Below are 16,671 nucleotides of genomic sequence, written 5' to 3'. Positions count from 1 at the left end.
GTGTGCCAGGCTGTGGGCCTCCGAAGGGGAGTAGTTCGCAAGCTCGTCGTCGACAGACTGGGGCCCAGGCCTCCGGCGGCGAGGCCCTGACCAGGTCAGGGTGAACGAGACCTTCGGCCATGACTCACGTCTGGCCGGAGTTCTGTCCCCGTGGCGAACCGGCCGGACCCGCTGAGGGGAAGGGTTCGATGTTTGCCAGGTTGTTCCGGCCGCTGGGGATCTGCCTGTTGCTGGCGCTGCCCGCGCTCGTGGTGCGCTTCGGTGGTGTCGAGACACCCCCGGTGCTGTCCCTCGCGGTGTTCGGCGCCGCGGTCGTCGCGTCGGCCTTCGTGCTCGCCTGGGCCGCCGAGGCCGCCGAGGTCGACATCTCCGGTGGTCTCGCGATCGCCCTGCTGGCGCTCATCGCGGTGCTCCCGGAGTACGCCGTCGACCTCTACTTCGCCTACACCGCGGCCGAGAACCCCGAGCACGTCGCCTACGCGGCGGCGAACATGACCGGGTCCAACCGGCTGCTGCTCGGGCTCGGGTGGTCGGTGGTGGTGCTGGTGGCCCTGTTCGTCGCGCGCCGCAGGTCCGGGAAGCCGATCCGGGAACTCGTCCTCCACCCCGGCTACCGGGTGGAGCTGGGCTTCCTCGCGATCGCCTCGGTCGTCGCCCTCGTGATCCCGCTGACCGGGCAGATCCACCTCGTGCTGGGGATCGCGCTCCTGGCGTTCTTCCTCTTCTACCTCTGGCGGGTGTCCCGGGTGGACACCCCGGAGGCGGAGCTGGTCGGGCCGGCCGCGGTCATCGGCGCGCTCCCGGCCCGTCGACGCCGTCCGCTGGTGGTCAGCCTGTTCGTCGTGTCGGCGGCCGTCATCCTGCTGTGCGCGGAACCCTTCGCGAACGCCCTGGTCGCGACCGGTTCCGTTCTGGGGATCGACGAGTTCCTCCTGGTGCAGTGGCTCGCCCCCCTGGCCTCGGAGGCGCCGGAGTTCATCGTCGCCATCCTCTTCGCGCTCCGGGGCAAGGGGGCGATCGCGATCGGCACCCTGGTCTCGGCGAAGGTCAACCAGTGGACCCTCCTGGTGGGGAGCCTGCCCATCGCCTACCTGATCGGCGGCGGTCCCGCCGCGCTCCAGCTCGACGGGCGCCAGATCGAGGAGTTCGTGCTCACCGCGACGCAGACGATGCTCGGTGTCGCGGTGCTGTTGGCCCTCCGCTTCCCCCGGTGGGCGGCGTGGACGCTGCTCGGGCTCTTCCTGGTGCAGTTCCTCTTCCCCGGCCAGGAGGCCAGGTACGTGATCTCCGGGGTGTACGCGGTCCTCGCGACCATCGCCGTGGTCCGCAACCGGGCGCACCTGGTGGCCACCCTCCGGGCACCGTTCGTCCGGCGGCCCACGCCGGAACGGGAACTCGAGGACGCCAGGAACTGACGGCGCCCACGGCTGGTCAGCGGCGGTCCGCCTCGCTGACCAGCCGCCGGACCCGCTCGAGCACCGGGGCGACCTCCGAGGGGTGCTGGGCGTCGATCGCCAGGTTGAAGTAGAGGCCGTCCCCGACCAGCTGGACGATCCTGGCCAGCTCCGGGTCGTCGATCTCGGTGAGGAGCGCCCGCAGGTAGCGCTCGTTCAGTTCGACGATGACATCCCTGGCCTGCCCCCCGGTGGACTGGGCGAGGAGGGTGGCCGCGACGAAGGAGCGGTGCAGCGGATCGCCCTGCTCCACCATCGAGGTCTCCAGGTGGTAGCGGGTGGGGCCGCCCGGGGCCTGGAGCATGAGCTGGACGTCCTCGACGCCCCGCGCCCGCAGCCGCTCCAACATCCCGGTGAACAGGGCCTCCTTGCTGCCGAAGTGGTACAGCAGCCCGCCCTTGGACACCCCGGCCTCCGAAGCGACCGCGTCGAGCGTCGCGGCCAGCACCCCCTTGTCGATGAGGAGGCTCTCCAGGGCGTCGAGGATGCGGTCGCGGGCGGCGCTCATGGGCAGCACCTTACTCAGTGGCACGGCTCCCCCTTCGGGGTGTACCGTCCGGACGGTACAGTTGATGAGGAGGGAATCATGTCAGGCGCGGTGGAGCCGGCGATCCGCGAGGGCGGACCCGCCCCCAGGGCGGGGACCCGCCAGTGGGCGGCACTGGCGGTGCTGATGCTGCCCGTTCTGCTCGTCGCGGTGGACAACACCGTTCTCAGCTTCGCGGTGCCCGCGCTCAGCCTGGAACTCGCCCCCTCGGGCACCCAGTTGCTCTGGATCGTCGACATCTACTCCCTCATGCTGGCCGGGCTCCTGGTCACGATGGGCGGGCTCGGCGACCGGCTCGGCCGTCGCCGGCTCCTGCTCGTCGGCGGCGCCGGCTTCGGCCTGGTGTCGATCCTCGCCGCCTACGCGACCAGCCCGGAACTGCTGGTGGCGGCCAGGGCCCTGCTCGGCGTGTTCGGCGCGATGCTGATGCCCTCGACCCTCTCCCTGCTGCGGAGCATCTTCCTCGACCCCGGCCAGCGCAGGCTGGCCATCGCGGTCTGGTCCTCCGCCTTCGCCGGCGGCGCCGCGCTCGGCCCGATCCTCGGCGGCTGGCTGCTCGAGCACTTCTGGTGGGGCTCGGTGTTCCTGGTCAACGTGCCGGTCATGGTCCTGCTGCTCGTGTTCGGCCCGCTGCTGCTCCCCGAGTCCCGCGATCCCGCGCCCGGTCCCTTCGACCTCGTCAGCGTGGGGCTCTCCCTCGCGGCGATGCTGCCGGTCGTCTACGGCGTCAAGGCACTGGCCAAGTCCGGCGCCTCGCCGGAGGCCCTGCTCTGCCTCGCGGCGGGTGTGCTCTTCGCGGTGCTGTTCACGCGGCGGCAGCTGCGGCGGCCCACCCCGCTGCTCGACCTGAGGCTGTTCCGGGACCGGATGTTCAGCGTCGCGGTGGCCAGCAACCTCCTCAGCGTCTTCGCGCTGGTCGGATTCCTGTTCTTCGTCTCGCAGTACCTCCAGCTGGTGCTCGGTCTGAGCCCGGTCGAGGCCGGCGTCCGCCTGCTGCCAGGGCTGCTGGCCCAGGTGGCGGCGGCCCTGCTGGCCGTCCTGCTCGCCCGCCACATCCGGGTGCCGATCCTGATCAGCGCCGGACTCCTCGCCGCCGCGTTCGGCTACGTCATCGCCGTCGGGCTGCCGGTCGACGGCGGAGCCGCCCGGCTGGTGCTCGCCTTCGCGGTGCTGGGCGCCGGTGTCGGCCTGGCCGAGACGCTGACCAACGACGCCATCGTCGGCGCGGTACCGCCCGCCAGGGCGGGCGGCGCGGCGGCGATCTCGGAGACGGCCTACGAACTCGGTGCCGCCCTCGGCACGGCGGTGTTGGGCAGCGTGCTCATCGCCGTCTACCAACGCGACCTCGTCGTGCCGACCGGTGTGCCGGGGGAGGATGCCGAGTCCGCCCGCGAGACCATCGCCGGTGCCCAGAGCGCCGCGGCCGGCCTGCCCACCGAGCTGGCCACCACGCTGATGGACAACGCGAGGGCGGCCTTCGTGCACGGGATGTCGGTGACCTCGGCCATCGGCGTCGCGATCATGGCGATCACCGGGATCAGCGCGGCCGTGCTGCTGCGTCGCCGCCGGGGCTGACGTTCCGACGGGACTGGCCTCGGCGGCCGCGCCGTGCGGGTGGGGCCGGGCCTCAACGCGGTCCCGGCGGCGGCCGATAACTCGTCTGGTTGACGGCGGGCCGGCCCGCCGGATTAGCCGAGCGGGATCGGGGGAACCCGGCGACTGGTCAGGGCGCCCAGAGCGCGACCACGCCGCCCCGCGCGGCGCGTCCGCCGCTCCGCCCGTCGGCCGAAGCTGACTCCTGGGAGGGGACACGTCCGTGCGCGCGGCCCGAATGATGTTCGTGACCGGAATGATCAGCGTGCTCGCCAGCTCGCTCACCGGCGCGTGTGCCGAGCCGTCCGACCGGTGCCAGGAGGTGCCGGACGGGGTGATGGACCGCATCCGGTCCGTTCTCACCGAGGAGGCCTTCGTCGCCGGGCCGGGAGCCGCGGTGAAGTCCTCCTCCTACCGGCACGTCTACCTGGTCGCGGTGCCGATCGGGGTTCGCGGTGTGGGCAACGAGACGGGGATGTGGGCCACCACCAGCCTCGACGGCCGCGGAACGCTGACGGCGGCCGGCGAGGTCGCCGCCAGGCTCAGTTCGGTGAGCTGGGGGCCGGAGGACCCCAGGGAGGGGGACGACGGCTGGCAGGAGGCGGCGTCCTGCGTCTGAGGCGGTCCACTCGCCCCCGCCGTGGCGCCAGGCCGGGGGCGGGTGAACCGCGCGGCTGATCAGGGGGAGACGGTCAGCATCGGGTCGCGCTCGACGACGTCACCCAGGATCTCGTCGATCCGGTCGAGCAGTTCCCGCTCGAGGGTCACGCCGGCCGCCTTGACGTTCTCCGTCACCTGCTCGGGACGGGAAGCGCCGATGATGGCCGAGGCCACGTTCGTGTTCTGCAACACCCAGGCCACGGCCAGCTGGGCGAGGGACAGCCCCGCCTCCTCGGCCACCGGCCTGAGCCGCTGCACCCGCTCCAACACGTCGTCCCGCAGCCAGCGGGAGACCATGCTCTTGGTCGACTCGTGCGACCCGCGCGAGTCGGCGGGCGGCTGCTGCCCCGGCAGGTACTTGCCGGTCAGCACGCCCTGCGCGATCGGGGACCAGACGATCTGGCTGATGCCCTCCCGCTCGCAGGTCGGCACGACCTGCGACTCGATGACCCGGTAGAGCGCCGAGTACTGGGGCTGGTTGGAGATGAGCGGGACCCCGAGCTCGCGGGCGAGCTCGGCACCCCTGGCGATCTGCTCCGCGGTCCACTCGGACACCCCGACGTAGAGGACCTTGCCCTGGCGGACCAGGTCCGCGAACGCGAGGAAGGTCTCCTCCAGCGGCACCGTCCGGTCGAAGCGGTGGGCCTGGTACAGGTCGACGTAGTCCACCCGCAACCGGCGGAGCGACGCGTTCGCCGACTCGATGATGTGCTTGCGGCCGAGGCCGCGGTCGTTGGGGCCGTCCCCGGTCGGCCAGAAGACCTTGGTGAAGATCTCCAGGCCCTCGCGGCGCTGCCCGGCCAGCGCGCGCCCCAGGACGGACTCGGCCTTGGTGCCGGCGTAGACGTCGGCGGTGTCGAATGTCGTGATCCCGGCGTCCAGCGCCGCGTGCACGCAGGCCTTGGCCTGCTCCTCCTCGATCTGCGAGCCGTGGGTCAGCCAGTTGCCGTACGAGATCTCACTGACGGACAGGCCGCTTCGGCCCAGGCGACGGAACTCCATGCCGGGATCGTACCCGGGTCTTTTGCCTCGTTAACGAGTTCGTGGTCGCAACGGCTGGCCGGTGTCGGTCGCCCTCGACCGGCGCCGCGTCGTCAGCTCCAGATGCGCTTGGCGTCCTTGGGCGTGACCCGAGGGCGGGGCACCCGCAGCTTGCGGATCTGGGTCGCCCGGGTGAAGGCGTACCAACCGAGGCCGAACCCGCGGGCGGTGGAGTCGGGGAACTTCAGCCGGACCCGCTTGACGATCATCCGGCCCAGGCTCACGCCCTCGACGATCATCACGATCAGCATGGCGGAGGTGACCAGGCCGGAGTACTGCTGGACCTCCATCGGCATCGCGACCAGCGAGACGAACACCAGCAGGGCCAGTGGCATGAACAGGCCCATCAGGTTGCGGCGCGAGTCGACCAGGTCGCGCACGTAGGCGCGCACCGGCCCCCGGTCCCGGGGCAGCAGGTAGCGGTCGTCCCCCGACATCATCCGCTCCCGCCGCTCGGCGGTGGCGCGACGCCGTTCCTCCTTGTTGCCCCGCATCCTGCGGATCGCCTCGCGCTGGGTCTTCGGGGGAGGGGCCACCGGACCCCGGCGGCGTGCCTCCGCCTCCCGGCGCTTGGGAGTGGGCCGCCCCTTGCCCGGCGTGTAGCCGGCGGGCGTCGTCTCGGCAGCCTCCTCCGCCACCAGAACCGTCTGGCTGTCCTCGGTGGGGCTGTCAGCGTTCGTCTTGCGGCGAAGGAACCTCACACACACCAGCCTAAATGAGGCCGCGATGTCGCGGACGGGAGTGTCGGTCCCGTCCGCATCCTGCCGGAACGGGCCATCCGCCGTCGCCGGCGCTCCCCGGCCCCGTCGACCTTCGTAGGCTGGCCGCCATGCGGATCCTGGTTGCACCTGACTGCTTCGGCGGCACCCTCACCGCCCCGGAGGCCGCCGAGGCGATCGCCGAGGGATGGCGGCGCGGCAGCCCCGGCGACGAGCTGGTGGCCCGCCCGGTCGCGGACGGCGGCCCCGGCTTCGTCGACGTCCTGCGCGCCGCGCTCGGCGGCACCGTGCACCGGAGGCGGGTGAGCGGGCCACTCGGCGACCCGGTCGAGGCGGAGTGGCTCGAGGTGCGCTCGGAGCGGGCGACCACCGGCCGCCGCTCCGGCACCGCCTACCTGGAGTCGGCCCAGGCCTGCGGCCTGCACCTGGTGCCGCGGCGCACCCCGGAGAACGCGGGACGCGCCGGTACGAGAGGAGTCGGGGAGCTCCTCGCGGCCGCGAGGGACGCCGGCGTGGCCACGGCCGTGGTCGGCCTCGGAGGTTCGGGGAGCACCGACGGCGGCGCCGGGATGCTGTCCGCCCTCGGCGCCGTCCCGGTGGGGGACGACGGCGCTCCCCTCGAACCCGGTGGGCTCGCCCTCACCGGCTGCGCCGGGATCAGGGGCACCGCGGACCTGGACGGGATGCGCGTGGTCCTCGCCTCGGACGTCGAGCACACGCTGGTCGGCGAGCACGGCGCCGCCGCCGTCTTCGGCCCGCAGAAGGGCGCCGACGCCGGGACCGTCACCGCCCTGGACACCGCGCTGACCCGCTGGGCCGACGCCCTCACCGCCGCCACCGGGCTGGACGTCCGCGATGTCCCCGGCTCGGGTGCCGCCGGCGGGTTGGGAGCCGGGCTGCTGGCGCTCGGTGGGACGACCGAGTCTGGCGCCGGTCTGGTCCGAACGCTCACGGGCCTCGACGAGGCCCTCGACACCGCCGACCTGGTGCTCACCGGCGAGGGGAGCTTCGACTGGCAGTCCCTGCGCGGCAAGCTGGTCACCGTCGTCGCCCGGGCCGCCGCCGACCGGGGCGTCCCCTGCCTCGTCCTCGCCGGCCAGGTGGCCGTCGGCCGCCGTGAGGCGGCGGCCGTGGGAGTGGAACGCGCCTTCTCCGTCGCCGAGCACGCCGGATCGGTCGACGCCGCCCTCGCCGAGCCGGCGCCCACCCTCACGGCGCTGGCCGCCGACGTCGCCCGCCAGTGGGGAGGGCGCTGACGCCCCGAGCGGGTGCGCGCACGTGTCCCCCTCCCGCCCTCCTGTGTCAGTATGGACGCGGGAGCCCGATCGGCTCCCGCACGAGACACGGGGCCGAGCTCGCCCCGACCAGCAGGACTTTGAGGGAGAGCCATGACCGCCCAGGAGACTGCCACCCAGGAGCCCGCCACCCACGGCGTCACGCTGAGCGACTCGGCAGCCACGAAGGCCAAGGCGCTGCTGGCCCAGGAGGGCCGCGATGACATGCACCTGCGGATCGCCGTCCAGCCGGGTGGCTGCGCAGGGTTGCGCTACCAGCTGTTCTTCGACGAGCGGATGCTCGACGGCGACGCGAGCCGCGACTTCGACGGGCTCAAGGTGGTCGTCGACAGGATGAGCGCGCCCTACGTGCAGGAGGCGGTGATCGACTTCGTCGACACCATCGAGAAGCAGGGCTTCACCATCGACAACCCGAACGCGACCGGTTCCTGCGCCTGCGGCGACTCGTTCCACTGACGGGCGCCAGCGCGGGGCACCCAGGTAGCGGGAGGATTCGGCCCGTGTCCGGCTCGACCGGGCACGGGCCGTTCGTCGTCCCCTGGCGCGGTCCCCCCGGCGTCGGGCCAGGGGTGCGGCTCCGCGACACCTGACCGCCACCCCGCCTGACGTCCCGCCCCTGCCCGGCCCGTCCTCGTCCGGTCGGGGGCCTCACCCCAGCGCTCGTGAGGTGCCGGTGGCACCGGAACGGGAGTGCGCCGCCGCCCAGGCCGCCGCCAGTTCCGACAGCGCGGTGGGTTCGTACCAGCGCGCGGCCGGCGTGGGAATCGTCGCCAACCAACTGGCCTGGTCGTGCCCCGCCGTCTCGCCCGGTCGGTCCTGCACGGGGAACTGGCGGGAGTGCACCTGGATCACGGTGCTCCCCTCGTCGACGTAACCCCTCTTGACCACGACGAAGCCGTCGTTCTCGACCCAGCGGAAGGTCAGGCCGAAGGCCCAGTACCGGCGCACCGGTCGGCGGGAGGGATCGGTCATCGTCACCACGCCCGGCACGCCCGCCGCGCCGAAGGCTCGTCATCACCGGCCATCAGCCGGCCCGCCGCGTCGAACCAGCCGTTCCCGCCAGCCGGCGGGCCCGGGCCACCGGGCGCGATGCCAGGTCAACCCGAACCCTGCCCAACTCCCCGCCCAGCGGCGCCGCGGCATCCGTGATCCCGGCCAGCAGCGGAGGCCACCCCGTCAGGCCGAGCGGACCCGCCGCCCGCTCCCGGGCGCTCCTCGGCGGCGCGCTGCCCACCGGTCGTACCTCCTGGCACCGGTCCAGGATCGCCTGCACCGAGTAGCGCTCGCGGCGGAGCCGGACCCGACTCGCCCGCATCCGGTCCATCTCCCTGGCCGAGGGGTGCCGTGGTCGGGGGGACCGCCTGGTGTTCCACATCGTCCAGCCGCCGCTGACCACCCCGAGGACGCCCAGCACAGTCATGATCGACAACGGGTTACTCCACATGGCCTTGACCTTCCGTGCGAGGCGGGCGTCGGCTGACACGGGTCTGCGGTCGCACTTTCTCGTCGTTTCACCACCGTAGGGCGCGGAAAATGACCAAGGAAGTCGCACGAAGGGGTAGGTGAACCAGCCGCTCCGGCAGGCGCGCCGACGTCCACCGCCACCTCCGGTGCCCCGGAGCGCCCGACCGCGTCCGGTCGGTGGCCGGACGGCGACGGTCGCGAGGGGCGCGGGAACGCGAGCGAAGCTCCCCGCCCGACCGGGGCGGTTCCGCCCCTCGGGGGCGGCGGGCTGGCGTGGTGGGTCAGGGCGCCCGGTGGGGCGGCCGCTGGCTTCCGGGTGCCAGCGAGGCGGCACCAGCGGAGCGTGGCAGGCCCCAGCGCCACGGGGGACACGGGAACCAGGTCGTGGGTTCGTGCCGGAGCGCCGGTCGGGTCGTGCTCGCGGACGGGACCGTCCCTGCCACCCGGCCGGGGCCGGTGGCGGCTCGGCTGGGGAGCGGCGCGGGTCGCCGCGCGGTGGCACCCGGAGCACGAGGGACGGGTGGAGCGCGCCCGACCACCCCACCGGCGGTGCCGTCCGCCGCCCGGCCGGTGGCCCCTCGTCGTGGTGGTGGGGGCCGCGCGTACGGGTGGCTGGGCGGGACCAGGTGGTGCCCGTGGGGCCCCTGCCGGGCGTGGTGTTCCTCATCCGGGCGGTGAAGGCGTGCCGCTGCGTGGTCGCAGCCGGCCCGCCACCGCCTTCGGTCAGCCGCAGTCGCCCACGCTGGGGAACCCACCGACCTGGTCAACGCACTCGTCGTCGACCTCCCAGACGGGGGCGGGCCGTGGAGCGGGCACCTCCGCCTCGGATCTCAGCAGGTCAACGGGGACCTGGCCGCCGTCGACGATGAGTTCGCGCAGCGAGGCCGGATCAATCCTGCCTGGTGTGTCCACACCGCAGACGGTAGGCAGCCGCACGGGCCGTTCCCACTGCTACTGGCCAGTAACATCGCCCGCGAGGCCCCCCTGACCGGGTTTCACTCGACTGGGTGGGGTGCCGGTTATGGAGCGTGACCGACACCCCGCTCGCGGCCGGGGTCGCCCTACACCCGGACGGGGTAGTGCGGCTCGGGGATCTCGGGGTTGATCCGCCCCTCCACGAAGATGCCGTGCCACAGCATGAACACGACCAGCGCCCAGATCCGCCTGCTGTGGTCGATGGAGCCGTTCCGGTGCTCCTCCATCATGGCGAGCACCGCGTTCTTGTCGATCAGCTTGTCGGTGTCCGAACGCTGGACGACATCCCGCGACCAGGCGTACATCTCGTCCCGCAGCCAGTGCCGGAGGGGCACCGGGAAGCCCAGCTTGCGCCGGTTGAGCACGTGCGCCGGGACGATGTCCCGCAGGGCCTGCCGCAGCGCGTGCTTCGTGGTCTCGCGGGTGATCTTCTCCTCCAGCGGGATGCGGGAGGCCACCCGGAACACCTCGGGGTCGAGGAAGGGCACCCGCAGCTCCAGCGAGTTGGCCATCGTCACCTTGTCGGCCTTGACCAGGATGTCGCCCCGCAGCCAGGTGAACATGTCGACGTACTGCATCCTCGTGACCGGGTCCCAGCTCTCGGACTCCCGGTAGGCACGCGCGGTGATGTCACGATGGGAGAGCACCGGGTCGAAGGTGCGCAGCACCCGCCGCAACTGGTCGTCGCGGAAGATCCGGGCGTTGCCGTAGTAGCGCTCCTCCAACGACAGGGCACCCCGGCGCAGCAGGTCCTTGCCCCGGACGCCCTCCGGGATCTTCGCCGAGACCCGACCCATGACCTTGCGCAGCGTGCCGGGCACCTTCTCGAACGGCGCCAGCGACAGCGGTTCCCGGTAGATCGTGTAGCCGCCGAAGAGCTCGTCGCTGCCCTCGCCGGACAGCACGACCTTCACGTGCTGGCGAGCCTCCCTGGCGATGAACCACAGCGGGACGAGCGCCGGGTCGGCCACCGGGTCGTCGAGGTACCAGACGACCGAGGGCAGGTGCTCCATCATCTCGTCCGCCGACACCGTGCGGACGACGTGCTTGACGCCGATCGCCGCCGCGGACTCGGCCGCCACGTCGACCTCCGAGTAGCCCTGCCGCTCGAAGCCCGTCGTGAAGGTGATCAGCTGGGGGTTGTGCTGCTTGGCCAGCGCCGCGATGGCGGTGGAGTCGATGCCCCCCGAAAGGAAGGAACCCACCGTCACGTCCGCCCGCATGTGCTTGGCCACCGAGTCGCGCATCACGTCGGCGATCTCGTTGTACAGCCGGTTCGAGTCCGCCGGCCCCTTCGTCGGGCGGGGGGCGAAGGTGGGGGTGAAGTACCGCTCGGTCACCGGCTGGCTGCCCGGCTCGATCGTGAACGAGGTGCCGGACTCGATCCGCCGGATGCCGTGGTGCAGTGACGCGGGCTCGGGGACGTACTGGAGCGTCAGGTAGTACTGCAGCGCGCTCTGGTTCAGCGCGGGCTGGAGGCCCAGGGACGGCGCCAGGTGCAGCAGGCTCTTCTTCTCACTGGAGAAGGCCACCCCGTGCGGCCCGGTGATGTAGTACAGCGGCTTGATCCCGAACGGGTCACGGCCACCGAAGACGACCTGCCGTTCGGAGTCCCAGATCAGGAAGGCGAACATGCCGCGCAGGCGACCCACCGCCGACGGGCCGAGGTAGTGGTAGGCGGCCACGATCGACTCGGTGTCGCCGTCCGTGCCGAACCGGGCACCGAACTGCTCGACCAGCTCCGCGCGGAGCTCGAGGTAGTTGTAGATCTCGCCGTTGAAGATGATGGTGTAGCGCTCGGGGGACTCGGGTGGCCCCCAGGTGAGCGGTTGGTGTGAGCGCTCGACGTCGATGATCGACAGCCGGTTGAAGCCGAAGACCACCTCGTCCCGCTGGAGCGTCGCGGTCTCATCGGGACCGCGGTGACGCTGGCAGCGCATCGCTTCCGCGACGGAGGCGCGAGCCGCCGTGGCGTCGTTCTCAGTGGGGCAGACCAGACCCAGTAGGCCACACACGCCGTTCCGCACCTTCCCGCATCGGGTTGCAGTTCTGACGTCCGTCGGGACGTCTGGCCAGTATGCCGGGGGCGGCGGCCGTCCGTCGCGGCTCACCCCGGGACGGCGGTGCACAAGTTGCTGGGCTACGCTTCCGCACGAGATCCGGCGGCGTTGCTCGCGCGCTGGACGTGGCGGCGACGCGGTACCGCCACGGCGGAAAGTCTGAGCGAGGAGGCGTCGAGTAGTGGGTCCGAAGGCAGCACGGCTGACCAAGCTGAGCGGTTTGTTCGGCCTGGTCGCCATCGCGACCACCGGATGCTCAGCCGGGGACGTACTTCGTTTCGGGTGGCCCGAGGGCATCACCCCGCAGGCGACCGACATGCGCCAGCTCTGGACCTGGTCGGTGATCGCCGCCCTGGTCGTCGGTGTCATCGTCTGGGCCCTGATCCTGTGGCCCGTCATCTTCCACCGCAAGCGCGGTGACGAGATGCCGAGGCAGACGCAGTACAACGTTCCGCTGGAGATCGTCTACACGGTCATCCCGGTGGTCATGATCTCCGTGCTCTTCTACTTCACGGCGGTGACGCAGAACTACGTCACCAACACCGAGGATGATCCGGACGTCACCGTCGACGTGGTGGCCTTCCAGTGGAACTGGGAGTTCCGCTACCAGGGCTACACCACCCCGGACGGCGACGAGGTCAGCACGATCGGCACGAGCGACGAGATCCCGCTGCTGGTGTTGCCCACCGACCAGGTGATCCAGTACGAGCTGTACTCGAACGACGTGATCCACTCCTTCTGGGTTCCCGAGTTCCTCTTCAAGAGGGACAACATCCCGAACCCCGAGGCGAACAACCAGGACAACGTCTTCCAGAACACCATCGACCGCTCCGGTTCGTTCGTCGGGCGGTGCGCGGAGCTGTGCGGCTCGTACCACGCGATGATGAACTTCGAGGTCCGCGCGCTGCCGACCGACCTCTTCGACCAGTACATGGGTCTGCGGACGCAGGACAACCCGACCACGGGTGCGCCCTACACGGCCGCCGAGGCGCTGACCGAGATGGACTGCGGTGAGCTCTGCGCCCCGCAGGCAGTCACCACCTACCCGTTCGAGACCGACCGCACGGCCCGCGAGGCCAGCACGCGGGACGGCAACTGACCGCGTCGGCGCAGCGGAGTTTGGGAGCGAGGACTCGATGAAGGTCGAAGCCAGGATCTTCGAGCTGACGGCGGTGTTCTGCATCGTCGTGGCGGTTGTCTACCTGTTCTGGGCGGGCGAGCCCGTCGGCGTCACGGCGTTGTTCCTGACCGGACTGCTGTCGCTGATGATCGGCGTCTACTTCCGGTTCATCGCGCGGCGGCTGGACGAGCGCCCCGAGGACAACCCGGACGGCGAGATCAGCGACGGCGCCGGTGAGCTGGGCTTCTTCAGCCCCGGGAGCTACTGGCCGCTCGGCCTGGCCGGGGCGTGCGCCCTGACCGGCGTCGGGCTGGCGATGTTCCACATGTACCTGATCGTGGCCGGGACCGTCGCGGTGCTGCTGACGGTGGGCGGTCTGCTCTTCGAGTACCACCGGGGTCCCGAGCACGAGTGACGGTACCGCCCGCGACGCGCGGGCCCAGGTAGTCGATGGAGGCCCGGATCACCGATCCGGGCCTTCGTCGTGTTCTCGGTGCCGGTCCGTCCTCCCGCCTCCCACGGCGGGATGGTCGGGCCACGGGAACCGAGCGGCGCGCGAAGCCCCCTGGGGTCCAGCCCGAGGTGCCTCGCCCGTCCTCGGCACCACCTCGACGGACACGGGCCGAGCGCGGACCTCGGGCCGCGCCGGGGACGACGCGGCGGTGCCGGTCCCACCGGCGCGGTGGGGGATGCCAGGGGACGGGGGCCGAGGTCGGTTCGCTCGGCGCCGGCGCGGCTCCCTCGCGACGCGGATCCCGACGGGGGTGAGGATCCCCCTGGGGCCGGCCCGCGCGGCGCGCAGCGATCAGCTCAGCGGCGGTACGGGGTCGGTGAGGAACGCGTGAGGTCTCGATGGGCGCCGCCCGGCGGGCCCCCTGTGCGCCGCCCTCGGTCGGGAGCCGTCGCCGGGATGGCGGGCCGTCAGCGTCCGGCCGTCACCGGAACCGGGAGCGCAGCGCGGTCGAGTGGTCGATCCACCGGGACAGCAGTTCGGCGGCGGCACCGGAGTCGATCGCCGCGGCCGCGCGCTCGAGATTGCCCCGGATGCCGGACGCCAACGGCCCCCGGAAGCCGTCGTGCGCGGTCAGCGCGCCGGCGGCGTTGAGCAGGACGGCGTCGCGCACCGGCCCGGCGCGCCCCGCGACCAGTTCACGCACCACCTCGGCGTTGAAGTCGGCCTCACCGCCGCGCAGCGCCTCGGCCGTGCCCAGTGGCACGCCGAGCGCGTCCGGGTCGACGACGTCCTGCCGGACCTGGCCGTCGTGGATGACCCACACCGTCGAGGTGGTGGTCGTGGTCAACTCGTCGAGACCGTCGTCACCCCTGACCAGCAGCACCGAGTTCCCCCGGCCCGCCAGCACACGGGCGATCACCGGCGCCATCCTCGGGTCGGCGCAGCCGATGAGCCCGGCCGACGGCTGGGCGGGGTTGGTCAACGGACCGAGGACGTTGAAGGCGGTGGGGATGCCCAGTTCCCGACGGGCCGCGCCGGTGTACCGCATCGCCGGGTGGAAGGTCGGCGCGAAGCAGAAGCCGATGCCCAGGTCGCGGACGCACTGCTCGACGGCCTCGGGTGTGAGGTCGATCGCGACGCCGAGCCTCTCCAGCACGTCGGCGGTCCCGCACTTGGACGAGGCCGCCCGGTTGCCGTGCTTGACCACGCGGAGCCCGGCCGCGGCCACCACGATCGAGGTCATGGTGGAGATGTTGACGGTGTGCGCGCCGTCCCCGCCGGTGCCGACGACGTCGACCGCCCCGGCACCGACCTCGATCCGGCGGGCGTGCCCGAGCATGGCCTCGGCCAGCCCCTCGATCTCCTCGGCGACCTCGCCCTTGGCGCGCAACGCGGCGACGAAGCCGCCGATCTGCGCTCCGGTTGCCGTGCCGCTCATGATCTGGTCCATCGCCCACGCGGTGTCCGCTCGGGACAGGTCGACGCGCGCGGTCAGCCTCGACAGCAGACCGGGCCAGGTCTGGACGGTGTCGGACACGGCGGCTCCGTTCAGCCGTGCACGACCGGCAACGCCGTCGTGCGGAGGACTTCGGCGACCGTCTCGGCCGCCGCCAGCGGGTCGAGCGGGTGCACCAGCACCGCGTCAGCCTGGGACCAGGTGGCCAACCACCGGTCGTCCCGCCGGCGGACCACGATCACGACAGGGGGACAGGCCGCGATCTCGTTCTTGAGCTGCCGCGAGATGCCCATCCCACCGGTCGGCTGGGCCTCACCGTCGAGGATCAGCAGGTCGGCGCCACCCTCGTCGACGACGGACACGACCTCGTCGATGGTGGCCGCCTCCACGTACCTGACCCGGCCCAGGTCCGGGGCGGGGCGCCGGCCGACGGCGGTCATGATCGCGTCCCGCACCTCGGGGCGGTGGCTGAACACCAGGACGTTGGTGATGTTCGTGCTCATCTGCGCCTGAACCTCCAGCGGGATCGCGAGCGATGCCCGCTGATGCTATCCGTTAACCGACCTCGGGTTGGAGGGCCTCCCAGCCCCGGGCGTCGCCGCCGAGCCGCTGCGCGAGGCCCGCCATCCGCGACCGCTCCTGGGAGCAGTGCAGCGCGTCGAGCAGCTGGGTGCGCGTGGCGGTGAGCGTGACCCGCCCGTCCGGACCGGCCTCGGTCCCCGTGCGCGCCGCGTAGCCCTCGGCCGTCACCGACTCCACCGCGCGCGCGACGCGATCGGGTGGCAGCACGAGGTGGTGCCGGAGCAACGCGGGCTCGGTGGGCCGCCACCTCGTCCCCCTGGCGAGGCTCGCCGAGGCGGCCTCGGTGTCGTCGAAAGCCGTGACGACCACCACGAGCCGGGGGTCGTCGGGATCGAGGTCAGGGCTCGGACGACGGCGGCCGAACCCCAACCGCCGCCAGAACCCGCCGCGTTCGGTGGTCATGTCCCGGTGTCCTCTCCCCCCGCCGACCCCGGCCGGTGGCCGTGGCCGGTGCTGGCCCTTCGGCAGGTCACGCCCGAGATCGTCTCCCCGGGGGGCGACGGGCGTGAACCTGGTCCGCTCGCGGCAACCTCATGACCCGAACGGGGCCGCCCGAGCGGCTCGGCCGTCCACGATGGCGACCCGTCGCCGCGCCGGACCCGGGACCCGACCGGGCGAGCGGAGTTCCTCCAAGTAATAATGCGTCGCGTGACAACGGCATCGCCCTCCATCAGCCAACGCGTGCACACGCTGAACCGACCCAACATGGTCAGTGTCGGCACCATCGTCTGGTTGTCCAGCGAGCTGATGTTCTTCGCTGGGCTCTTCGCCATGTTCTTCACGGTGAAGGCACAGAACGATGGGCCGTGGCCGCCGCCTCCGGCGGAGTTGAACCTCGCCTACGCGGCGCCGTTCACCATCATCCTGATCCTGTCGTCGGTGACATGCCAGCTCGGTGTGTTCGCGGCGGAGCGGGGCGACGTCTTCGGACTGCGTCGGTGGTACATGGTGACCCTGATCATGGGCGCCATCTTCGTCGCGGGTCAGGCCGGCGAGTACTACACGATGATCGTCCACCACGACACCACGATCGCCTCCTCGGCCTACGGCACGGTCTTCTACATGACGACCGGCTTCCACGGGCTGCACGTGATCGGTGGACTCGTGGCGTTCGTGTACCTGCTCATGCGGACGAGGATGAGCAAGTTCACGCCTGCCCAGGCGACCTCGGCGATCGTCGTGTCGTACTACTGGCACTTCGTGGACATCGTGTGGATCGGGCTGTTCGCCTGCATCTACCTGGTCCCCTGA

At 71.9% G+C, this 16,671-nt stretch carries 18 protein-coding genes; 8 read left to right on the top strand and 10 right to left on the bottom strand.

Annotated features, from left to right (window positions below; all coding sequences use genetic code 11):
* Positions 1–188: 188 nt before the first annotated feature.
* On the top strand, positions 189–1,415 hold the full coding sequence (locus G443_RS10895) for a sodium:calcium antiporter (protein ID WP_035272957.1): 1,227 nt from the start codon (positions 189–191) through the stop codon (positions 1,413–1,415).
* Positions 1,416–1,431: 16 nt separating this feature from the next.
* On the opposite strand, the gene G443_RS24995 is transcribed toward G443_RS10895, so the two are convergent.
* Positions 1,432–1,986 (bottom strand): TetR/AcrR family transcriptional regulator, encoded by a 555-nt coding sequence (locus G443_RS24995; RefSeq protein ID WP_211237493.1) that lies wholly within the window; start codon positions 1,984–1,986, stop codon positions 1,432–1,434.
* Positions 1,987–2,040: 54 nt separating this feature from the next.
* Here G443_RS24995 and G443_RS10880 point away from each other — a divergent pair, with 54 nt between their 5' ends.
* A complete protein-coding gene (locus G443_RS10880; RefSeq protein ID WP_026418209.1) occupies positions 2,041–3,576 on the top strand; it encodes an MFS transporter in 1,536 nt (511 codons plus the stop codon).
* 241 nt (positions 3,577–3,817) lie between these two features.
* The gene (locus tag G443_RS10875; protein ID WP_155886079.1) at positions 3,818–4,213 is read left to right on the top strand and encodes a hypothetical protein; all 396 of its coding nucleotides are present in this window, start codon (positions 3,818–3,820) and stop codon (positions 4,211–4,213) included.
* A 59-nt stretch (positions 4,214–4,272) separates the two neighbouring features.
* Here G443_RS10875 and G443_RS10870 read toward each other — a convergent pair whose 3' ends face one another.
* On the bottom strand, positions 4,273–5,256 hold the full coding sequence (locus G443_RS10870) for an aldo/keto reductase family protein (protein ID WP_026418211.1): 984 nt from the start codon (positions 5,254–5,256) through the stop codon (positions 4,273–4,275).
* Between the two features lie 92 nt (positions 5,257–5,348).
* On the bottom strand, positions 5,349–5,996 hold the full coding sequence (locus G443_RS10865; protein WP_026418212.1) for a DUF3043 domain-containing protein: 648 nt from the start codon (positions 5,994–5,996) through the stop codon (positions 5,349–5,351).
* 128 nt (positions 5,997–6,124) lie between these two features.
* Here G443_RS10865 and G443_RS10860 point away from each other — a divergent pair, with 128 nt between their 5' ends.
* Both G443_RS10860 and G443_RS10855 read left to right on the top strand, forming a co-directional pair.
* Positions 6,125–7,270 (top strand): glycerate kinase family protein, encoded by a 1,146-nt coding sequence (locus G443_RS10860; protein WP_026418213.1) that lies wholly within the window; start codon positions 6,125–6,127, stop codon positions 7,268–7,270.
* Positions 7,271–7,402: 132 nt separating this feature from the next.
* Complete coding sequence (locus G443_RS10855; RefSeq protein WP_026418214.1) at positions 7,403–7,765, top strand: HesB/IscA family protein; 363 nt, start codon at positions 7,403–7,405, stop codon at positions 7,763–7,765.
* A gap of 192 nt (positions 7,766–7,957) precedes the next feature.
* Here G443_RS10855 and G443_RS10850 read toward each other — a convergent pair whose 3' ends face one another.
* The 4 genes from G443_RS10850 to asnB form a co-directional block, all read right to left on the bottom strand.
* Entirely contained in the window at positions 7,958–8,281 is a 324-nt protein-coding gene (locus G443_RS10850; protein WP_030103837.1) for a hypothetical protein, read from the bottom strand.
* Positions 8,282–8,333: 52 nt separating this feature from the next.
* The gene (locus tag G443_RS10845; protein WP_155886080.1) at positions 8,334–8,738 is read right to left on the bottom strand and encodes a hypothetical protein; all 405 of its coding nucleotides are present in this window, start codon (positions 8,736–8,738) and stop codon (positions 8,334–8,336) included.
* A 758-nt stretch (positions 8,739–9,496) separates the two neighbouring features.
* Complete coding sequence (locus G443_RS10840; protein ID WP_026418217.1) at positions 9,497–9,685, bottom strand: hypothetical protein; 189 nt, start codon at positions 9,683–9,685, stop codon at positions 9,497–9,499.
* A gap of 149 nt (positions 9,686–9,834) precedes the next feature.
* Positions 9,835–11,763 (bottom strand): asparagine synthase (glutamine-hydrolyzing), encoded by a 1,929-nt coding sequence (asnB, locus tag G443_RS10835; protein ID WP_026418218.1) that lies wholly within the window; start codon positions 11,761–11,763, stop codon positions 9,835–9,837.
* A 226-nt stretch (positions 11,764–11,989) separates the two neighbouring features.
* On the opposite strand from asnB, the gene ctaC reads away from it, so the two are divergent.
* Together ctaC and G443_RS10825 are read left to right on the top strand one after the other, a co-directional pair.
* Positions 11,990–12,907 carry an aa3-type cytochrome oxidase subunit II gene (gene ctaC, locus G443_RS10830; RefSeq protein ID WP_026418219.1) on the top strand — a complete coding sequence of 306 codons (918 nt, stop codon included), beginning with the start codon at positions 11,990–11,992 and terminating at the stop codon, positions 12,905–12,907.
* A gap of 37 nt (positions 12,908–12,944) precedes the next feature.
* Positions 12,945–13,343: a cytochrome c oxidase subunit 4 gene (locus tag G443_RS10825; protein ID WP_026418220.1), complete on the top strand. Its 399-nt coding sequence runs from the start codon at positions 12,945–12,947 to the stop codon at positions 13,341–13,343.
* A gap of 520 nt (positions 13,344–13,863) precedes the next feature.
* Here G443_RS10825 and trpD read toward each other — a convergent pair.
* Genes trpD through G443_RS10810 form a run of 3 tightly spaced genes read right to left on the bottom strand, consistent with a single transcriptional unit; the run spans position 13,864 to position 15,822 of the window.
* Positions 13,864–14,919 carry an anthranilate phosphoribosyltransferase gene (trpD, locus tag G443_RS10820; protein ID WP_026418221.1) on the bottom strand — a complete coding sequence of 352 codons (1,056 nt, stop codon included), beginning with the start codon at positions 14,917–14,919 and terminating at the stop codon, positions 13,864–13,866.
* Positions 14,920–14,930: 11 nt separating this feature from the next.
* Positions 14,931–15,341, bottom strand: coding sequence for a hypothetical protein (locus G443_RS10815; RefSeq protein WP_026418222.1), 411 nt, complete (start codon positions 15,339–15,341; stop codon positions 14,931–14,933).
* A 52-nt stretch (positions 15,342–15,393) separates the two neighbouring features.
* The gene (locus tag G443_RS10810) at positions 15,394–15,822 is read right to left on the bottom strand and encodes a ribonuclease E inhibitor RraB (RefSeq protein ID WP_051313783.1); all 429 of its coding nucleotides are present in this window, start codon (positions 15,820–15,822) and stop codon (positions 15,394–15,396) included.
* A gap of 237 nt (positions 15,823–16,059) precedes the next feature.
* On the opposite strand from G443_RS10810, the gene ctaE reads away from it, so the two are divergent.
* Positions 16,060–16,671 carry an aa3-type cytochrome oxidase subunit III gene (gene ctaE, locus G443_RS10805; RefSeq protein ID WP_081715338.1) on the top strand — a complete coding sequence of 204 codons (612 nt, stop codon included), beginning with the start codon at positions 16,060–16,062 and terminating at the stop codon, positions 16,669–16,671.

It is taken from the genome of Actinoalloteichus caeruleus DSM 43889 (assembly GCF_000429185.2).
Taxonomy (GTDB): domain Bacteria; phylum Actinomycetota; class Actinomycetes; order Mycobacteriales; family Pseudonocardiaceae; genus Actinoalloteichus_B; species Actinoalloteichus_B caeruleus.
This window is presented reverse-complemented; position numbering and strand designations above follow the sequence as displayed.